General features: G+C 62.7%; 17 protein-coding genes. 12 read left to right on the top strand and 5 right to left on the bottom strand.

From position 1 onward, the window contains the following. The first annotated feature begins 60 nt into the window (after nucleotides 1-60). From BFF94_RS28490 to BFF94_RS28480, 3 genes are all read left to right on the top strand, one after another. A complete protein-coding gene (locus BFF94_RS28490; protein WP_128841757.1) occupies nucleotides 61-975 on the top strand; it encodes an alpha/beta hydrolase in 915 nt (304 codons plus the stop codon). Nucleotides 976-1,330: 355 nt separating this feature from the next. After that, nucleotides 1,331-1,705: a VOC family protein gene (locus BFF94_RS28485; protein WP_128841756.1), complete on the top strand. Its 375-nt coding sequence runs from the start codon at nucleotides 1,331-1,333 to the stop codon at nucleotides 1,703-1,705. A 133-nt stretch (nucleotides 1,706-1,838) separates the two neighbouring features. Continuing rightward, nucleotides 1,839-2,516 carry a hypothetical protein gene (locus BFF94_RS28480; protein ID WP_128841755.1) on the top strand — a complete coding sequence of 226 codons (678 nt, stop codon included), beginning with the start codon at nucleotides 1,839-1,841 and terminating at the stop codon, nucleotides 2,514-2,516. Between the two features lie 89 nt (nucleotides 2,517-2,605). Here BFF94_RS28480 and BFF94_RS28475 read toward each other — a convergent pair whose 3' ends face one another. Continuing rightward, the gene (locus tag BFF94_RS28475) at nucleotides 2,606-3,577 is read right to left on the bottom strand and encodes a LysR substrate-binding domain-containing protein (protein ID WP_128841754.1); all 972 of its coding nucleotides are present in this window, start codon (nucleotides 3,575-3,577) and stop codon (nucleotides 2,606-2,608) included. Between the two features lie 135 nt (nucleotides 3,578-3,712). Between BFF94_RS28475 and BFF94_RS28470 the strand changes: the two genes are divergently transcribed. Together BFF94_RS28470 and BFF94_RS28465 are read left to right on the top strand one after the other, a co-directional pair. Beyond that, nucleotides 3,713-6,013: an NADP-dependent malic enzyme gene (locus BFF94_RS28470; protein WP_128841753.1), complete on the top strand. Its 2,301-nt coding sequence runs from the start codon at nucleotides 3,713-3,715 to the stop codon at nucleotides 6,011-6,013. Nucleotides 6,014-6,076: 63 nt separating this feature from the next. Next, on the top strand, nucleotides 6,077-6,301 hold the full coding sequence (locus tag BFF94_RS28465; RefSeq protein ID WP_128841752.1) for a hypothetical protein: 225 nt from the start codon (nucleotides 6,077-6,079) through the stop codon (nucleotides 6,299-6,301). A 106-nt stretch (nucleotides 6,302-6,407) separates the two neighbouring features. Here BFF94_RS28465 and BFF94_RS28460 read toward each other — a convergent pair whose 3' ends face one another. Next, a complete protein-coding gene (locus BFF94_RS28460) occupies nucleotides 6,408-6,977 on the bottom strand; it encodes a YdeI/OmpD-associated family protein (protein WP_128841779.1) in 570 nt (189 codons plus the stop codon). A gap of 568 nt (nucleotides 6,978-7,545) precedes the next feature. Here BFF94_RS28460 and BFF94_RS28455 point away from each other — a divergent pair. Beyond that, entirely contained in the window at nucleotides 7,546-8,448 is a 903-nt protein-coding gene (locus BFF94_RS28455; RefSeq protein WP_246637434.1) for a hypothetical protein, read from the top strand. A 40-nt stretch (nucleotides 8,449-8,488) separates the two neighbouring features. Here the strand turns inward: BFF94_RS28455 and BFF94_RS28450 are convergent, their stop codons facing one another. Both BFF94_RS28450 and BFF94_RS28445 read right to left on the bottom strand, forming a co-directional pair. Further along, nucleotides 8,489-10,183: an NfrA family protein gene (locus tag BFF94_RS28450; protein ID WP_128841750.1), complete on the bottom strand. Its 1,695-nt coding sequence runs from the start codon at nucleotides 10,181-10,183 to the stop codon at nucleotides 8,489-8,491. Then, nucleotides 10,180-12,138: a glycosyl transferase family protein gene (locus tag BFF94_RS28445; protein ID WP_443627116.1), complete on the bottom strand. Its 1,959-nt coding sequence runs from the start codon at nucleotides 12,136-12,138 to the stop codon at nucleotides 10,180-10,182. Before BFF94_RS28445 ends, BFF94_RS28450 begins: the two co-directional genes overlap by 4 nt. A 972-nt stretch (nucleotides 12,139-13,110) precedes the next feature. Between BFF94_RS28445 and BFF94_RS28440 the strand changes: the two genes are divergently transcribed. The 6 genes from BFF94_RS28440 to BFF94_RS28415 all read left to right on the top strand — a co-directional run bounded on the left by BFF94_RS28440 (nucleotide 13,111) and on the right by BFF94_RS28415 (nucleotide 18,517). Next, complete coding sequence (locus BFF94_RS28440) at nucleotides 13,111-13,407, top strand: hypothetical protein (RefSeq protein ID WP_164497716.1); 297 nt, start codon at nucleotides 13,111-13,113, stop codon at nucleotides 13,405-13,407. Between the two features lie 12 nt (nucleotides 13,408-13,419). Then, nucleotides 13,420-15,063, top strand: a complete 1,644-nt coding sequence (locus BFF94_RS28435) for a DUF2334 domain-containing protein (protein WP_128841747.1) — start codon at nucleotides 13,420-13,422, stop codon at nucleotides 15,061-15,063. A gap of 105 nt (nucleotides 15,064-15,168) precedes the next feature. Next, the gene (locus BFF94_RS28430) at nucleotides 15,169-16,137 is read left to right on the top strand and encodes an alpha-amylase family protein (RefSeq protein ID WP_128841746.1); all 969 of its coding nucleotides are present in this window, start codon (nucleotides 15,169-15,171) and stop codon (nucleotides 16,135-16,137) included. Nucleotides 16,138-16,421: 284 nt separating this feature from the next. After that, on the top strand, nucleotides 16,422-17,621 hold the full coding sequence (locus tag BFF94_RS28425; protein ID WP_128841745.1) for an aminotransferase-like domain-containing protein: 1,200 nt from the start codon (nucleotides 16,422-16,424) through the stop codon (nucleotides 17,619-17,621). Nucleotides 17,622-17,633: 12 nt separating this feature from the next. Then, nucleotides 17,634-17,825, top strand: coding sequence for a hypothetical protein (locus BFF94_RS28420; protein WP_128841744.1), 192 nt, complete (start codon nucleotides 17,634-17,636; stop codon nucleotides 17,823-17,825). A gap of 95 nt (nucleotides 17,826-17,920) precedes the next feature. Further along, nucleotides 17,921-18,517, top strand: a complete 597-nt coding sequence (locus BFF94_RS28415) for a pyridoxamine 5'-phosphate oxidase family protein (protein ID WP_128841743.1) — start codon at nucleotides 17,921-17,923, stop codon at nucleotides 18,515-18,517. Between the two features lie 16 nt (nucleotides 18,518-18,533). Here BFF94_RS28415 and gcvA read toward each other — a convergent pair whose 3' ends face one another. Then, on the bottom strand, nucleotides 18,534-19,427 hold the full coding sequence (gene gcvA / locus BFF94_RS28410; protein WP_219140105.1) for a transcriptional regulator GcvA: 894 nt from the start codon (nucleotides 19,425-19,427) through the stop codon (nucleotides 18,534-18,536). Between the last annotated feature and the right edge of the window lie 88 nt (nucleotides 19,428-19,515).

Raw genomic sequence — 19,515 nt, 5'->3', positions numbered from 1 at the left:
GCGGCATGTGCGCTTATCGTGTCGGTCATCGATACCACCGACCGAATGAGGCAAGCCGACATGACGCGATACGACATCGAATTTCCGTCCGAATCCGCCACGCTGCGAGGCTGGTTTTACGAGCCGGCGCAACGCATCGCCGATAGCGAAACGTATCCTGCCATCGTGATGGCGCACGGTTACTCGGCAGTGAAGGAACAGTACCTGGACCGCTATGCGGAGGTGTTCGCCGACAGCGGCTTTGCGGTGCTGCTCTACGATCACCGGAACTTCGGCGCAAGCGACGGGCATCCGCGTCAGGAGATCGACCCCGTGCAACAGAAGCGCGGCTATCGCGATGCGATCAGCTATCTGCTGACACGCCCGGATGTCGACGCCGAGCGCATCGGTATCTGGGGAACCAGCTACAGCGGCGGCCATGTGCTCGAAGTCGCCGCCATCGACCGGCGCGTCAAATGCGTGGTGTCGCAGGTGCCGACGATCAGCGGGTATCAGTCGGGCTTGCGCCGCACGCGTTCCGATCTGGTGCCCGCGATGCTGGCGCGCTTCGATGAAGACCGCCGGCAGCGATTCGCGGGCGGCACGCCGGCCATGTTGCCGGCAGTCAGTGCCGATCCCATGGCCGCCTGTGCGATGGCCGGCGCGGATGCGTACCGGTTCTTCACCGAATCGGCGGCGCAGTTTGCGCCGAGCTGGAGAAATGAAGTGACGTTGCGCAGTGCCGAGATGTCGCGCGAGAACGAGCCGGGCCAGTATGTCGAGCGCATCTCGCCGACCCCGCTGCTGATGATCGTCGCCGACCAGGATGTACTGACGCCGACCGACCTTTGCCTCAAGGCATGGGAAAACGCGCTGGAACCGAAGCGGTTGCTCCAGATCAAGGGCGGGCATTTCACGCCGTATGTCGAACACTTCGACGCAACCAGCCAGGCGGCGGCGAAATGGTTCACGCAGCATCTGTCCGGTACGCGTTGACCCGGCCCGGTCAGGCGAAAACGGAATGCGCGACGATGTCCATCCGTTGGCCCAAAGCGAAGCAGGCGAGCGCTGCGTCACTACCCGGCGCAAACGACGGCGGTCGGTGCTTTGTCATATCGAGTAATCGCTGTAATTTGGCCTGAAATCTTCTTTTCGATGACTCGGGCTAGACTGGCCTCGCCTTGATCCCCCCAAGGTGTTGTGTGTTCTCGGCTTGGCTCGCGCTTTCCGGCGCGGGCCAATTTTTTCGGTGAGCGAACGGGTGTGCCGTCGATGGCTGCATGTGGCAACATCGCGGTGATTTCCACATCACATCAGGGTGTCGGCAGACCCATCCATCCGAGGGGGACTCATGTTTGACCACGTCAAATTCGGCGTCAGCGACTATGCAGCCAGCAAAGCGTTTTTCCTCAACGCACTTGAACCCCTTGGCGTAGTGGTTGTGGGGGAGGGCGAGCCGTCGTACGGGGTCGAGCTTTGCCGGCCCGGCGAGCCTTCGTTGTGTCTGTTCCAGACTGCGGAGAAGCCGGCGCATCTTCACATCGCATTCACGGCGGAGAGCCGGCAGCAAGTCGATGCGTTCTATCGCGCGGCGCTGGACGCGGGCGGGAAAGACAACGGCGCGCCGGGGCTGCGGCCGCGTTATCACGCGAACTACTACGCGGCGTTTGTCATCGGGCCGGACGGGCACAATATCGAGGTGGTTTGTCAGCGGGCGCAGGGGTGACGCGCCGCGTATTCAACCAACGGGAAAACAAGCGATGAGCGCCTGCGAAACGCATCAATCATGATCGTCGGCAGAAGCCGGCCAGATCATCGACAATCTGCGGAATTCAAAGGATGAGAGAGGGGGCAGGTGCATGCGCGGGTTCTATAAGACGCTCGGAGTCATCCTGGGCATTTCCGTCGTCGGGCTCACCGGTGTTCAGGCGGCATCCGGCGAATCTGCTTTCCCGCGTTTCATGCAGGCGGAGGGCAAGCACGATGCCGACGGGCTCCCGCTATCCGGCGTGAAACTCTGCGTGCTTCCCGACCATGCACCGTGCTTCGAGATGCCGCCCGCGCCGCTTCCCGATTCCTCGAAGGCGCTGTACCAGTTCGGACTGAATCCACGATCCGAACGGCTGCCGATTGCGTCGGGCGGCTCCTGGGTTTTCTTCTCGGGGATGTTCTCGGGCGGTGGCAGCGGGATGCTGGAGCGCGTGGCGGTATTGCGTTATGGCGCGAACGGCAAGATCGAGAACCTGATGCCGAAAGTCACCGCAACGGAGATGGCCGACCGCGCGATGTGGAAGGTGCCGGAAGTATCGCCCTATCCGCTGTTCGTTCGGGCGGATTATGTCTGGGGCAAGGGCGAGAGTCATTTCGAAGCGCACTTTTTCGATGTCGACGCGTGGGTGTTCGATCCCGCCACCAGCCAGTACGAGAAGCGGTTTTCCTACCGGACCACCCGGCGCTACGACAGGGGTGAGGGTTCGGATCATGTGCTGAGCGCCGAGCGCGGGGAAATACTGCGACGCCTCACTGCCGGCAAATAGGCTGTACGCAGGGGCAACAGGGTATCGGTCGGGACGATCGATTGTTCTCGGCGGGCGCGAACGCCCGTTCAAGACCGGCGCCCGAAGCCTTATCGCTGCGCTTCCCCGTACGTCTCCTTGCACACCTCGCGGAGCGCGTCGACGAGCAGGTCCCGCGCCGGCGAGCGCGAATTGGCGGCGCGGGTAAACAGCGCGATCGGCGGGAGCGTCCAGACCAGCGAGTAAGGCACGATCGCCACGCCGGCAATCCGCACCAGCTCCTCCGCGATATCGGCCGGCACGATCGATACGGCCTCGTCGCTCGACGCAATCATTTCGCCGATCAGCTTCGACGAGTAGCTTTCGATGATCGGAACGGGTGACGGGATGCCCGCCGACAGGAACAGGTCGGTCACCTGTTCCCGCATCGGCGTATGCGGCGCGCCGAGAATCCAGTCGAGCGCGTGCAGCTTGTGCCAGTCCAGCGGCGTGCGGGCCAGCTTCGCGGCAAGACGCCGGCTCGCGATCATGCGCGGCTGCTGCTGATACAGCACCTCGAAGGAAACCTGGCCCAGATCGATCGCCGACGACGCGCGCCCGATCACGATGTCGACGCTGTGATCCTTGAGTTGCAGCAGGAGCTGATCGCTGGTGCCTTCGTGGATCGTCACGGTCAGGCGCCGCTCCATGCGCGATTGCAGCCGCTTGAGCGCCGCCGACAGCATCTGGCCGGAGATGAACGGAATCACGCCGATGTGCAGGTGGGCCGCATGCCCGGCGGCGACGGCCTCCATCTCGCGGGCGAGGTGGTCGAGATCCTTGATCATCGCCTTCGCCCGCTCGAGCACGACCGCGCCGAGCGCGGTGGGCCGCATGCCGCGCGACGAGCGCTCGAAGAGCGGCGTGCCGAACATGCTCTCCAGCTCGGACAGCGCGTTCGTCACGGCCGGCTGGCTGCTGGCCATGTGCTCGGCGACGCGCGTCAGCGACCCGTGCTGCTGGATCTGCAGCAACAGCACGAGATGCCGGATCTTCAGACGCGCGCCCAGCCGCCTGACCACGTCGTTTGCGTCGAAATTCATTGACTGGTCATGTATTCATCATGAAAAAGTGATGGGCCGATATTAAAACAGAATCATCACGTTATGGCGGATCCCTAGAATCCTCTTCATGGATCGCGCCGGGACTGGCCTGGCGCCCACGCCGGGACCCAAAACATGAAGCAGACAGAGACACAGCAGCAGGCAGCGTTCGACTATCACGAGTTTCCGACCCCCGGAAAGATCTCGGTCGTCGCGAGCAAGCCGCTCGTGACCCAGCGCGATCTGGCACTGGCCTATACGCCCGGCGTGGCGAGCGTGTGCGAGTCGATCGCAGCCGATCCGCTGCAGGCGCATCGCTTCACGAGCCGCGGCAACCTGGTGGGCGTGATCACGAACGGCACCGCGGTGCTCGGTCTGGGCAACATCGGCCCGCTCGCATCCAAGCCGGTCATGGAAGGCAAGGCCGTCCTGTTCAAGAAGTTCGCGGGGATCGACGTGTTCGACATCGAGATCAACGAGACCGACCCGGACAAGCTGGTCGACATCATCGCCGGCCTCGAACCCACGTTCGGCGGCATCAACCTCGAGGACATCAAGGCGCCGGAATGCTTCACGGTCGAGCAGAAGCTGCGCGAACGCATGAAGATTCCCGTCTTCCACGACGACCAGCACGGCACCGCCATTACCGTCTCCGCTGCGTTCATCAACGGGCTGAAGGTCGTCGGGAAGTCGATCTCGGAGGTGAAGGTCGTGACGTCGGGGGCCGGGGCGGCCGCGCTGGCCTGCCTGGACTTGCTGGTCGACCTCGGGCTGCCGGTTGAAAACATCTGGGTGACCGATATCGAAGGCGTCGTCTATCGCGGCCGTACCGTGCTGATGGACCCGGCCAAGTCGCGCTTTGCGCAGGAAACCGATGCGCGCAGGCTGTCGGAGGTGATCGGCGGCGCGGATGTGTTCCTGGGCCTGTCGGTCGGCGGCATCCTGAGCGCGGAGATGCTGAAGGAGATGGCGCCGCGTCCGCTGATTCTCGCGCTGGCGAATCCGACGCCGGAAATCTTTCCGGAGCTGGCGCATGCGACGCGCGACGACGTCGTCATCGCGACGGGCCGCTCGGACTACCCGAACCAGGTCAACAACGTCCTCTGCTTCCCGTACATTTTCCGCGGCGCGCTGGACGTGGGCGCGACGACGATCACCCGCGAAATGGAGATCGCCGCGGTTCACGCGATCGCGGGGCTGGCCGAGGAAGAGCAGAACGAAGTCGTCGCGGCGGCCTATGGCGCATACGACGTGGCGTTCGGCGCGCAATACCTGATCCCGAAGCCGTTCGATCCGCGCCTGATCGTGCGTATCGCACCGGCCGTGGCCAAGGCGGCGATGGAAGGCGGCGTGGCGACGCGCCCGCTGACGGATCTCGACGCGTATGTCGAGCAACTGCAGCAATTCGTCTATCACTCCGGCGCGTTCATGAAGCCGTTGTTCGCGACGGCGCGCCAGCTGGTGCGTGACGGCGGCAAGGCACGTATCGTCTTCACCGAAGGCGAGGACGAGCGCGTACTCCGCGCGGTGCAGGTGATCGTCGACGAGAAGCTCGCGCGTCCGATCCTGGTCGGGCGCCCGGAGGTGCTGCTGGCGCGCATCGAGCGGTTCGGCTTGCGCCTGCGACTCGGTCAGGATGTCGAAGTGACCAATCCGGAATACGACGAGCGCTTCCCGCAATACTGGACGACGTATTGGGAACTGCGGTGCCGGGACGGTATTTCGAAGGAAATGGCGCGCGTTGAAATGCGCCGCCGCCTGACCCTGATCGGCGCGATGATGGTGCGGCTCGGCGATGCGGACGGGATGATTTGCGGGACGGTGGGCGAGTATCACAACCACCTGCGGTTCGTCGACGAAGTGATCGGCAAGAAGCCGGGGGCTTCGACCTACGCGGCGATGAACATTCTGTTGCTCGATCAACGGACGGTGGCGTTGGTGGATACGCACATCAATGACGATCCCGATGCGGAGCAGATCGCGGAATTCACGATTGCCGCGGCCCGGCAGATGGAGTGGCTGAACCTCACGCCGAAGGCTGCGTTGCTGTCGCGGTCGAACTTCGGTTCGGGCAGCGCCGCTTCGGGCGTGAAGATGCGCCGGGCGCTGGAGATCGTCCGGGAGCAGGCCCCCGACATCCAGGCGGACGGCGAGATGCACGGCGACTGTGCGCTCGACGAAGGCTTGCGGTTGCGTCTTCTGCCGATGTCGCCGCTCAAGGGGGCGGCCAATCTGCTCGTCTGCCCGAACGTGGACGCGGGGAACATCGCGTACAACCTGCTCAAGACCGAGGCGGGCAGCAATGTGGCGGTCGGGCCGTTCCTGCTGGGTGTCAACGCGCCGGTGAACATCCTCACGTCGAGTTCGACGGTGCGGCGGATCGTGAACATGGCGGCGTTGACGGTGATTGAGGCCAATCGCAATGCGTCTGCCTGATTGATTGGAACTTGTGGGGGGGATTCAACCGGTCAATGCAACACCTCTGGCCTGCTGATCCGCTTGGGTCTTCCCCAGTTCGCTTCCACCCTGGGCAAGCAACGCGATGCGCTGCTCGCCTCGGACGGGAAGCAGCAGAACGATCCGACGAAAGGCGCGCTTGCGATCATCGAGGCGCTGAAGGCGAAGCACCCGCCGTTCCACCTGCTGCTGGGGCCGACGCACTTGACCTCGCGCGCAAACAGCTTGCCGCTATGGTCAGGGATTTTGATGCCTGGGAGACGCTGACCCGAAGTACTGCAATTGACGAACCGGCGTAGGTGCTGCTTACCGGTATTGCGCAGAGGATGCCCGTGTTTGATTCAGTCGGTCGCCGGCTGTCGAGCTTCCTGGTCTAGGGATGAATGGTTTCGCCGCGATTCAGCATGCCGATGAACTCCTCGATCTTGCGCACCCGCGTTGCGGGCATTTTGGCGTTCTGTATCCGAAACAGGATGGCGTAGCGGTTTCGGCCGCTCAGCGTCGCGAAGAATGCGCTGGCCTTGGGATTCGCATCCAGTGCGGCCTGCAGGTCGTCCGGCACGATCGAGTTGCTGGCGGACGTATAGGCGGCCTCCCAGCGGCCATCCTCTTTGGCTTTCTCGATTTCCCGCATACCCGAAGGAAGCATTCTGCCTGCGGCGATCAGCGCTTCGGCCCGCTCTTTGTTGAGCCTGGACCAGATGCTTTTTGCGGAACGTCGAGTGAAGCGTTGCAACCAGTATTCTTCGCTTTCAGTCTGTTTTTGGCCGTCGATCCAGCCATGACAAAGGGCACTTTCCAGCGCCTGTTCGTAAGTGAAGGTCGGCTGCCCGGCGCCCTTTTTGGCAAGGCGCAGCCATATCCCGGTCGAGGTACTGCCGTTTTGAGTCAACCAGTTTTCCCATTCATTCTGGTCAAGGAATGTCAGGCGAGGCTCAGTCATGGAGCGATCCGAATGGTTGCATTCAGCAGGCAGCGAGGCTTTTTCGTTCACTGAAGCCTCGTAGATTACCGATTTGTGCGGATTTGGGAATACCCGATTTATCGACGATTCAGCGTGTATCCGTCGGAGGGAAGACCCGGCCATCGCTTCGAATATTGCGATGCACGCCGGCAGTCACTTTAACAACGGTCACGACCGCAAGGGCCGTGAGGGCGCAACGCACGTGACGAAACAATCGCCGCGATTTGATTCCCACGCGATGGCGCATGCCCGATCATCCGGTCGCGCATCACGGCGGTCGCATCGTTGCGCCGCTCGACCGGATCGCATCGCGCATTTGATCAGCATCGCATAACAACGTCGCTGGTGCGATGCCCGGGCGCCCGCCATCGGTGTCGGCCGCATGATGTTTTCGGGGTCCGCTACTTCCGGTATCGTCCGATAATTATCTTTTATTTTCGTCTAAAATCTCGCTTCTTCTTACTTTAAGACGGAAAGTGTTTTGAATAGACTGACAAAAAACCTCTCGCGCACGGCCATTGCCGCATGCGTCGCTTATGCCGGGCTGATGCCTTTATCCCGGTCCGCTGAAGCCCAGGTCGAACCTCTGAAGAATCCGGTCTACGGCGTGACGCTCGACGACCTGACGAAGCTCGATGCGATCGTCGCGTCGCTGCAGAACCTGCCGTACAAGCCCACCGTGCGTGTCGTGTTCGATCCGGGTACGTCTGCCGCCGACTACTATGCCCCTTTGCTGCGCCTGCACGCGGTCGCGTATGTGATGGGCGAAGTCTACGATTCTTACTATTTCCCGACGGATCTCGCCACGTATAAAGCGAGGACGCAGGAGCTGGTGTCGCAGTTGAAGAACACGGTCGACGTGTGGGAGATCGCCAACGAAATCAACGGCGAATGGCTGCGTAACGACCCGAGCGGTACGAACACCGTGGTCAATTCGGAAGAGCAGCAGATCGGCCAGATGGTCGCCGCGGCCAACACGATCGTCAAATCGAACGGCGGCAAGACGGCCATCACGCTGTACTACAACGACGACAGCAAGGGCAACAACTGCTGGGAGAAGCCCCAGGATTACTGGAAGACGTGGCCGACGGCTTTCCTGTCGTCGACGGTTCGCCAGCAGGCCGACTATGCACTGTTCAGCTACTACCCGTATCAGGATTGCCCGGGGCTGAGTCCGTCGTGGAAAAACGATTTTGCGGCGCTGGAAAGCATCTTCCCGAACGCGAAGGTCGGCTTCGGGGAAATCGGCACGTCGGACACCGCCGCGCCGGCTTCGGTGCAGCAGAACCTGATCAAAACCTATTACCCGATGGTCAACAGCATGGCCGATCCGCGTTTCATCGGCGGGTTCTTCTGGTGGAACTATGCCGAGCAAATGCTCCCGTACTCGACGAGCTCGTACTTCCAGTTGCTGCGTCAAACGATCATCACGCTCAAGTCGCCGAACTGATCGCCCCATCCGTGTGTAACCCAAGCGTCAGCGCAGTTGCTCAGAACCACAATGTCGCGCGTACCACGAGACCACGTGCGCGTGCCGCTGACGTCAACGGGAATCGATATTGCACCGTGACATCCAGATAGCTCGCCGGTGCGCTATACGGCCCTTCGCGAAACCAGTACCGCAACTGGATGCCGGGCCCCGCGCCGATTGCCGTCTTGTCCTGCTGACGATTGTCGTGATCGCCGGCCACCGCGACGTGCGGGTAGACGGTCAGCCGGTCGCTGAGCATCGGCAAACGCCACGTGTGCCCGTAACGCAACTCCGAATAAATGATGTACCGGCCAGCCTTGATGAAGTACGCACCTTCGACATAAGCCTGCCAGCTGCGCCAGCTCGGCTCGGTGACCCTCAGGTCGGTGCCGGCTTCCGATGAATAGCCGAGACGCATCAGCCAGTCCGTCATCGACAGGCTGCCGACGTGGAAAAGCCGCTCGGCGGTCAACACGACGTTCTGATCGGGCAGCGGCTTGTAGCGTGCGCCCACCGAACCCTGTACGGTCGGCATGCCGGTCACGTTGCCCTCGCCGTCGTAGGCCGTGCCGTATCCGCGCACGAAAAACTGCAGGATGCGTCCGTTCCGATAGCCGATCTTCGGCGGCTGCCAATACGCCTCGATACCCGGCTGCAACACGCTGATGGTGCCTTGCGGGCCGAACGCGGCCGACTGGTAGGGCGCGCTCAGCACGAAACCCCAGGTGCGCTGAAGCTGCTCGACTTCCCGCCGATAGCCGAACTTGTGTTGCGCATCGAATGCGTGTTCGTTTTGATCGGCGTCGAGACTGTGTTCGAACAACTGGACGGACTGCTCGTTCAAGCCGATGCGCTTGGCGGCATAGCCCGCGTCCGCGTAGTTCATCGCGTTGCCGGCGCCACCGTCGAAACCCTCCTGAAATGCGTCGAGCGCCTCGCGATCCTTGTGTTCGCGCAGGAGGTCGTAGGCCTGCTGCAACTTCTGTTGCGCGGTATCGTCCACCGGCGCCTGAGGGGACTGATCGGTTTGCCGCGCCTGCGCCGCGATCGACGCGGCCATGTTCCGCTCGGCATCGGTCGACGCGTCGCCGGCGGCCAGGTCCGCCATGCGGATCGCGCTTTCTCGGTCGCCTGCCTGCAAGCTCAATTGCGCGATACGCAACTGAATCAAGGCTGATTTTTCATCGGCCAGCGGCGCCAGTGCAATGCCGGCTTCATGCGGACGATTGGCCGCGAGCGCACTGTCCGACCACGCGAGACGCAGGTTGCGCTGCTGTTCCTTGCTCCATTTCCCGATCGCGACGGCGGCCGAGAAATCGCTGCACGCGACGTCGTAATGCATCTGCCGCTGCGCCAGGTAGCCATGCTGCGCCAGTACCGCGGCGCTTTTCGGAAAACGAACGCGCAGCGATTCCACCATCGCGTCCGCTTCGTCGACTTTTCCTTCCCGCCTGAGTACATCCACGAACAGCAGGCCGAGCTGTTCGCTGCCAGGCTGAACCTTGAGGGCGCGCGACGCGTAGTCTTCCGCGCGGGGCAGGTCGCCGGCATTGATCGCCTTGTAGGCGCCATCGGCGAGCCGATAGGCTTTGGGCGTCAGTGGCTGGGCGGCGGATGCCGGCGCCTGCCAGGCGAGCGACACGGCGATCGCCAATGCGCTCAGCCGGGCGCAGCGCTTGAGGCTGGCCGCGATCGGGAGTCTCGCGCGTTTCATGCCTGTTCTCCCGATGGTTTTTGCATTGGAGATGCCTGCGGCGTCGCCTGATCGCCGTCGCGTACGCGTGCGAGTTCGACGAAGCGCGAGTGCCGCGCGAGTTCGGCGGTAATCTCCGCATCGCAGGCAATGAAATAGGCCACCTTCGCTCTGGCGCCGCGCCGCACGACGTCCTGTTCGTCCTGCGTAAGCGGCCGCCCGACCGCAACGTTCAACGTTCCGTCGTCCGCGGTTGAAAACGGGACAGCCCGATACGCGTACTGCAGCTCGAATGCGAGCGAGTCCGCGAAGTGGCCCACCGCCACATTGCCCAGGCTCACCCGGGGGAGATCGGCTTGCTCCGCGATCGCATCCGCCAGCGACTCGGTGGAGACCACACTGCCTTCGATCAACAGTTCGCCCAGCCGCTTGCCGCATGTCAGCTGTTTCTCCAGGCTTGCATGCAGTTGCTCCAGCGTGACCACGCCCCAGCCGACCAGGATCTCGCCGATCTTGAGGCGCACCTTCCCGAGCGCTTCGTTCGACAGGTAGGTATGACTGGTCTTGTCCCATGCGATAGGCTTGCCGCTTGCCAGGTGGCCGAGATAGATGCGCCACGCGCGGCAAACCGCATAGAAATTGATCAGGTTGTTGACGAACATCCTCGGAATCGAGAGCAGCCCCTGGACCGGGCCGTTCAGCTTGCTGACAAAGTGGTAGCGCTGCCCGGCGCGGGCAAACAGCATGACCGTGTTCACCCATAGCAGCGGAGTGATCCATGTGCTGATCGTGACGAGAGGGGCGCTGACTGGGATGACATGACCGGCTTTCTGAAGCGCGGCCAGCAACAGGAAGTTGACCAGCACGCCATAGGCAATCACCGAAAACAGCGATGTCACGATGCCCTTGCGATCGTGGAAGAACATGTAGCGGGTGAGGGGGCTGCCCTTCCAGCCGAGTTGCTCCCAGCCCTGAAACGCAATGCCGAGGATCCAGCGTGCACGCTGCCGGTAAGCGGTGCGAAATGTTTTTGGAAAATACTCGCGCGTGGCCAACAGGTTTCGATTGACGCCGCCGCCCTTTGAGCGCCCGGCCCCTGCATCACGCGCGATATCCGAAAGCGGAAAGCGGGCAAAGGTTTCCTTCATGCCCAGGTCCCTCAGCCGGAAGCTGAAGTCGTAGTCCTCGGTCAGCGAGCTGGTGTTGAACGGACAACCGTCGCGCTCCTTCATCGCCGCTTCGATCGAGCGCCGGCTATAGCACGACGCAACGCCTGCGCCCGGGACGATGCCGGTCAGGCGGGCCCGCACCGGCACGTCCTTCTGGTGGGTTTCGCTGAAGTCGTCCAGATAGCATCCGGCGACGAACTCGTTCCATTTCCGGGGCAACGACAGCACAGGAAGCTGGATCAGGTCGCTATCCGCAACCGCATGGTTGAGGTACTTGAGTTCGACCGGATGAATGACATCTTCGCAGTCGTGCATGACGACGCCCGCGAACTGAATATGATGGACCCCTTCGTAGTGCAGGATGGCTTCGATGATCCAGTTCAGGCAGTCTGCCTTGCAGGTCGGCCCGTCGTTCATGACCGTTGCGCGCGTCACCCTGCCCGGATAGCGGCGGACCATCCGTTCGACCTCGGCCGTGGTTTCGGCGTCGTTGTGATAGGTGCCGACGAAGATGACATATCGCTCGTACTCGATGGTCGCCAACGTGTTTTCGATCATCTTGGCGATCACGTCATACTCTTTCCAGGCCGGCACCATGAGCGCCAGATGCCGCTCTTCCTGGGCGCGCAGCATGCCGATATCGATCGTCGGCGATTTTTCGCGACGCAGAATGCGCCCGATTTCGAACAACCAGTAACAGGCGTCAAGCGTAAGGTCGTCCAGTGTGCTGACGAGGATGACGATTGCGGTCACAATGGTGACGATGTCGAGTGCATATAAATACGCACTCCATATCATATTATCCATCATTCATCCCGCGCTGTTATCTTGTATTTGATTATTTCCGCCGTACCAACGTAAGACGAAACGTTCCCCGTCTTCGTCGACCCCGTCACTTCCACTTTGCGGCTTGCGCCGTACAGACTTTCGTCGCTCGCACAAGACGCTGCCAGGCCTCGCGCTTTTTCGATGCGACCACGCAACATCATCAAGAATGCAACGTGTTCAGTGGATGACTTTTGAAAGCCGGTTTCCCCCGCCTGCTTGTTTTCGTCTCTACATTCCTCAACGTTTGCAGGCGTTCCCGATCCAGCGCCTCGCGGTGCTCCCAGCGCACCGTCTTCTCGATCCACTGCTCATCAAGCAAGTCGTGCGCCATCGCGGCGCCACCCTTGAGCTTCCGGGCGTCCGCGTGTGCCGCGCAGGATCGACCCATCGAATCCGGGCCAAATGTTTCAGTGCTGAAACACGCGGCCGACCGGTCTGATGAGAAGTCATTTTCAGGTCCTCCGTCGGACCCCGGCCGTCGCCGTCGGGAAATCGTCACGCGATTCCGGCGGTCACGGGCAGGACAGACTTGCGCCGAACCCGAAAAATCCGGCTCTTCCGTTGCCGTTGCACGCGTGAATCGCACGAAGCCATTGCGTGCGGCTATCTGTGGAATTCGGGGAAGAATTGGTTTTCCCTGAATCGTACGAACAGGATTTGGTCGTTTATCCGATTGAACTCGCGATGCCGGTCACGTTGCGCGCCTGAAACGTTTTATCGAAACCTCTTCGCCTTTCGGAGCACGTCAATTTCGCTGCCTTGGTCCGTGCCCATTCCAGACCGATGGTACGGTTCTAGCTTGAAATTAAAGCCATCCCCTCCCGGATTTTTGTCTGGTTTTCAAGCGCGCATTAAAAAATCACGACATAGCGACCTGATTATGAAGGGCGATTCGCCTTGCTCGTTTCGTTAACGAGATGAACTTATTTTGTATATCAAAGGATGAAAATCATGCATTCTCATCGCGATCGATCTTTCAGGAACGGGTTGAGCACCGCCGGATCACTCATCACATTAATCTCTACGCTCGTTTTCGCCGTCGGCGTTCAGGATGCGCATGCGCAGGAGGCAAGCAATTCATCTGTCATGAAGATCAAGCCGCCTCCATTACCGAACGGCTCCGCTCAGGTCAACGTGAAAGCAGGCATGTCCGACGAGGATTGGGGCAACGCATACAAGGAAACGGGACGACCGAAGTTCAGCAAGAAGACCGTCAAGAAAGTCAACGGCAATGTGGAACGTGACTAGGGAGAAACGGCCATGAAAAAGATCTTGCTCGTCATCGCCCTGCTTGCCGGACTCGCGCAAATGACCTTGCCGGGTACCGCGCGCGCGCAGGCCACCACCGCCCATACGCTCGTGCTGTACGACAATCCGGCCAACGACCCGTATTCGAAGCTCGGCCTGATGTACAGCATCATGTTGAGGAACCTGCTTGGCCATTTCAATGCGACGATCGATCTGGTTCCGATACAGAACTACACGTCCGGCATGGTCGGGAACCACGACGTCACGTTCTATATCGGCGACTACTACAACAACCCGATTCCGACGGCGTTCATGAGTGACGTGATGACCACGAAGAAGACGGTGGTCTGGTTCAAGTACAACTTGTGGCAGCTGGCATGGAACACGGCCTACACCTTCAACCAGACCTTCGGGTTCAGCTTTCAGGGCCTTGCCGGGATGAATGCGACGCCTTCGGCAAGCAATCCGAATCCCGGCTTCTACGATACGGTCACGTACAAGAACCTGTCGATGGTCAAGTACTACGCCTATAACGCGTCAACCGGCGCCATCAGCGCGGACCCGGATGTCGGGCTGACCCAGGTCGTCGATGCCACCAAGGCACAGGCGCTCGTCACGATCAAGAACAGCAAGAGCGGCGCAACCACGCCCTACGTCGTGCGCTCGGGCAACTTCTGGTACTTCGCGGATATGCCGTTTTCCTACATCGGCCCGACGGATCGCTACCTGGTGATATGCGACATCCTGCACGACATCCTGCAGACCAATGCACCGGTGAATCACCGTGCGCTCGTCCGTCTGGAGGACCTCGACGCGTATACGACGAAGAGTTCGATGCAACTGCTGACGAATTACCTGTATTCGAAGAGGATCCCGTTCACGATGGCGACCATTCCGTTGTATACGGATCCGAACGGCTATTACAACGGCGGCGTGCCGGAGACGATCCATCTGGCGCAGGCAACAGGCCTCAAGAGTGCGCTGAGCTACGCGGTAGCGCACGGCGGCTCGATCGTGATGCACGGCTATACGCACCAGTACGATTCGACGCCGAATCTGCTGAACGCGGTCACCGGCAGCGACTACGAGTTCTGGTTTGCGGTGCAGAATCGCCCGGTCGATGAGGACTCCGTTCAATGGGCGGAAGGCAGAATGGCCGATGGCCTGCTCGAGTTCACGACCAACGGCTACAGGGTTGTCGGCTGGGCCGCGCCGCAGTACCAGGTGTCGCCGGCGGCAGCGGCGGCCACGGCCCTCACGTTTCCGACGACGTTCCAGCGGGCCGTCTACTACACGGCGACCAAGCCGCAACTCGGGACGGGAGCAGCCAACCAGGACTTTTCGGCCGGGCAGTTCTTCCCGTACATCATCAACTCCGATTACTACGGGGAGCGGATCATCCCGGAGAACCTGGGCAGTATGCAGTACAACATCTGCAATATCGACAAATTCTCGTGTATCTCGTACACGTGGCAGCAACTCGTCACCAATGCGCAATATGGTCTGGCGGTGCGGGACGGTTTCGCGTCCTTCTTCTTCCATCCGTACTGGCTTGAACCCGATCTCGGCTTGCCGGCCTATCAGGACTTCCAGAGTCTCGTGACCGGCATCACGAATCTCGGCTATACGTGGGTGGACGGCACGACGGCCAAGTGATGCGAACGTGATGGCAGCCCGTGCGACCCGCCTTGGCAACGCGGGTCGCACGTTTGCGTTTGATCGGCTACGATGACGCGCAAGAATGCTTCCGGGGAGGCAGCGATGATCACGTACGCCATGCCGGCCTTGCGCAGGATTCGACAGCGTATGGGCCGGTTTCGACTGGCAGGCCGGCCGCGCCGGCCTGCTCATGCGTCGCGTTCGTCGCGGGCGACGACGCTCACGGCAATCGGAGCATCGCTCGTCATGGCCGCATGCAGCTGGACAGCGCACGACGTTCACGCTGACGGCATCGTCTGGCAGGTGGACAACACGACGACCCATCCCGTCGGAAACTGGCAGATGCTCGGCGTACGCGATCTGTTGATCCAGTGGACCGTCGTCGACGATACCGCGTACGTTGCCCACACCGGCATCCGACCCGCGGCGCGTCTTCCCGACTGGGAACGCATCGGGCGTGAGCCGTGGGCCAGAAACGTCATCCTGGGCCTGGCCGGCTACCAGGACGAAAAACGTGCGCGCACCCATTTGTCGACGCTCGCCGACCAGTCTTTGGAAGTGGCGCGCGCACCTTTCCCGCTGCATGTCACCGGCTACTACTTCCCGGTCGAAATCGATCCGACCTGGCAGGATGCGCCCAAGCTCGCCGAGATCCTGCAGCGGCTGCCTCGTCCGCTTTGGGTGAGCGTGTACGACCAGACCAATATCGGCGGAAAGGCGCTGGCGGACTGGCTCGCAGCGTGGCTGCCTTCGGACGTCGGGGTGTTCTTCCAGGACGGCTGCGGCGTCTATGCCCGCGAGCCCTACGTCGCGCGCACCTACCTCGACGAGCTGGCGTCACGCCTGGGCAAACGGCGCGTGCGGGTCATCGCCGAGGCCTTCCGGCCCGCCGAGCATGGGGGATTCCGTTCAGCCGGTGCCGAGGAATTGGGCAAGCAGCTATTGGCGTATCGCGGCTATCCGGTCTATCTGTTCGATGGTCCGCACTATGTGTCGGACGACCTCACGCGCGCGCTCGCAACCTGGGCAACCAGGCCGCATCCGGTCGAACCCGCGGGGACGGGGCACTGAAGCCGCTCCTGCGCCAGGGTGGGCGCATGGCGAAACAATCGGGCCGATTGGATATTCGTCGACGGCACGTGTCCGGAGCCCGGCGTCGAAACGCCGGCGCATGCGTCATTCCACCCCCCATTTGATGACCAAACCGCAAGACCTAGTGCATAGATATCGTTTGCCCCGGCCTTAATGACTATCGACAATCGTGGCTCGAATTCGCCGCCGTGGCGCCAGAAGCGCCCCGGTGGCAGGCACCTGGCGGCTATCCCGGCCGTCCGCGCCATCCAGCTCACGACGACATGTACGCGTTCACTCCCTCATTCCAGAATCCCGCCGGCTCGCCGATCCGCGAACTGTTCAAGTACCTGTCCGAACCGGGCATGATTTCCTTCGCGGGCGGCTATCCGGCCAGCGACCTGTTCGACGTCGACGGCCTGAACGCTGCTGCCGGACGCGCGTACGCGCAGCCCGTGCGCTGCCTGCAATACGGCCCGACCGACGGCCTCGCCGAACTGAAGCAGCAACTGATCGCGCTGATGGCGCGTCGCGGCGTCGCGTGCACGCCGGCCGAACTGCTCGTGACGACCGGTTCGCAGCAGGGTCTCGACCTGCTGCTGCGCGTGATGGTGTCGCCCGGCGACGTCGTGCTGACCGAACAGCCGGCCTATCCGGCGACGCTGCAGGCGATGCGCCTGCAGCAGGCGCGCATCGTGACGATCCCCGTCGACGGCGAGGGCCTCGACGTCGATCGTCTCGGCGCACAACTCGCGTCCGGCGCGATCGCCCAGCCGAAGCTCCTCTACACGGTCCCGACCTTCGCGAACCCGACGGGCGCGACGCTCACGCGCGAGCGCCGGCTGACGCTGCTGCGTCTCGCCGTGCAATACCGTTTCCTGATCGTCGAGGACGATCCGTACGGCGACCTGCGTTTCGCGGGCGAAGCCGTGCCGTCGATGCTCGCGCTGGCCGATGAAGTGGATGGCGCGCGTGACTGGATCGTGCATTTCGCGAGCCTGTCGAAGATCGTAGCTCCTGGGCTGCGCGTGGGCTGGACGATCGCGCCGGCCGAGATCGCGCGGCGCTGCGTGATCGCGAAACAGACGGTCGATCTGTGCAGCACGCCGTGGACGCAGGCGGCCGCCGCCGAATACCTGGCCGACGGCGCGCTGGAAAGCCATCTGCCGCGCATCACGGCCGCGTACCAGCGCAAATGCGACGCGATGTGCGACGCGCTGCGCGACGGCTTCGGCGATGCGATCGCATTCCATCGTCCTGAAGGCGGGATGTTCGTATGGGCGCGGATCGGCGCGGTATCGTCGGACGTGCTGCTGCAACAGGCGATCGCGAACAAGATCGTGTTCGTGCCCGGCAAGGCGTTCTTCGCGGACAACGTCGACGCAGCCTCGCTGCGCCTGTCGTTCGCCGCGCCGGACGTCGACGCGATCCGGGAAGGCGTCGCGCGCCTCGTGCGCGCGTATGGTGCGGCGCTGGCCGCGTGAGGAGACTCGAACATGAATATCACCGTCAACGACACTGCATCGATGGGCGCCGCGCCAGGCGCCGGCGATAACCGGCCGGCCGCACATCGCTCGTCGCAGATCAACGCGGGGCCGCAGTATGTCGCCGATGTGCTCGGCCGGTTCGGCGCGGAGCCGACGACCGATACCGGCGATGCCGCATCGGTCGTGCTCGGCTACAACTGAACGGCGCGAAGGCGGCCGCCGCGTCACACGCGAGCCGCGGCCGGAGCAAACGGTTAAGCTGGCGCGATCGAAACACATGCGATCGCCGCCGCCTCATGTCCGACTCATCCTCCGACTCGCTCACGGAAACGTACGACCGCCTCTGGTCCTGCCTGGAATCCGGCGTCGGCGCGCAGCGCTCGCCGTTCACGATGCTGCAGGCCGCGACGCTCGGCGTCGACGGCGCGCCGAAGGTGCGTACGATCGTTTTGCGTCAGGTGAGCCGCGCCGATCGCGTGCTGTCATTTCATACCGATGCGCGTTCGGAGAAGGTTGCGGAGCTGCGCCGCGATCCGCGCATCGCGCTCGTCGCGAACGATCTCGATGCGCTCGTGCAGATTCGCGCGGAAGGCGTTGCAGCGATCTGCGACGACGAAGCGCAACGGCGCGCGATCTGGCAATCGAGCCGTCCGCATACGCTGCTGCTGTATCGCGCGCCGTTGCCGCCCGGCACGCCGGTCGAATCGCCTGAAGACGCGCATGTCGCGGCGAGCCAAGGGGCACAGCCTGCCGGAGACGGCTACGAAAACTTCTGCCTGTTGCACGTGACCGTGACGCGCATCGACTGGCTCGAACTGGCACGTGCCGGCCATCGCCGAGCGGTGTTCGAGCTGCACGAAAGCGGCTACGCAGCTCGCTGGGTCGCGCCCTGACGCCGACGAAGGCGGCTCAAGCCCGCCTGTCCGCCACCGCCTGCCCGATCATCCAGTCGCGCATCACGGCGATCGCATCGTCGTCGCGCCGCTCGGCCGGATACACGAGATAGAACCCCACCGACAGCGGAAACGCAAAATCGAACGGCTTGCACAGCCGGCCGGCCGCGATGTCGCGCTCGACGAGCGGATCGGTCGCGAGCGCGATACCCTGGCCGGCGACGGCCGCATCGATCGCGAGCGACGTCTGGTTGAAGCGCAGCCCCTTGTGCGGATCGATGTCGACGGGCTCGGGCATCGCGGCGAGGAACTCGGGCCACAGGTCGTGCGCATCGTGCAGCAGCACCTGGCCGGCGAGCGCGCGCGGCGACGCGGGCGCGGCCAGCACGGCGGGGCTGCACACGGCGCACACGTCGAGCGGGAACAGCGCATGTGCGGCGAGATGCTTGCCGAACGGCGGCTTGCCGTAGCGGATCGCGAGATCGACGCCGTCGTGGCGGAACGTCGCGAGCTGCGGGTCGGCGATCACGCGCACGTCGTAGTCGGGATGCGCGTCGGTGAACTGCGCGAGCCGCGGGATCAGCCACTTCGACGCGAACGATGGCGTCGTGCTGATCGTCAGCGCGGCGCGCCGCTTCACGAGCTTGTCGGTCGCATCGGCGATCGCGTGCAGCGCGCGCTGCACGTCGGAGAAATACGCGGCGCCGTCGTGCGTCAGCGCGAGACCGCGCGGCAGGCGCTCGAACAGCTTCAGCCCGAGCACGTCCTCGAGATGGCGCACCTGCTGCGCGACGGCGCCCTGCGTGACGCCGATCTCGTCGGCCGCGGCGCGGAAATTGAGGTGCCGCGCGGACACTTCGAACGCACGAAGCGCATTCAGCGGCGGCAGGCGGGAAGGGCGAGGCGGCATCGTCTGGCTGTAGAAAAACTATCGGCTGAAGGCAGAAATACTGGTTCGACAGTCGGGATTGATGCGCCTACATTACCACCATGGCGCG

This window comes from Burkholderia catarinensis (genome assembly GCF_001883705.2).
Lineage (GTDB): Bacteria > Pseudomonadota > Gammaproteobacteria > Burkholderiales > Burkholderiaceae > Burkholderia > Burkholderia catarinensis.
This window is presented reverse-complemented; position numbering and strand designations above follow the sequence as displayed.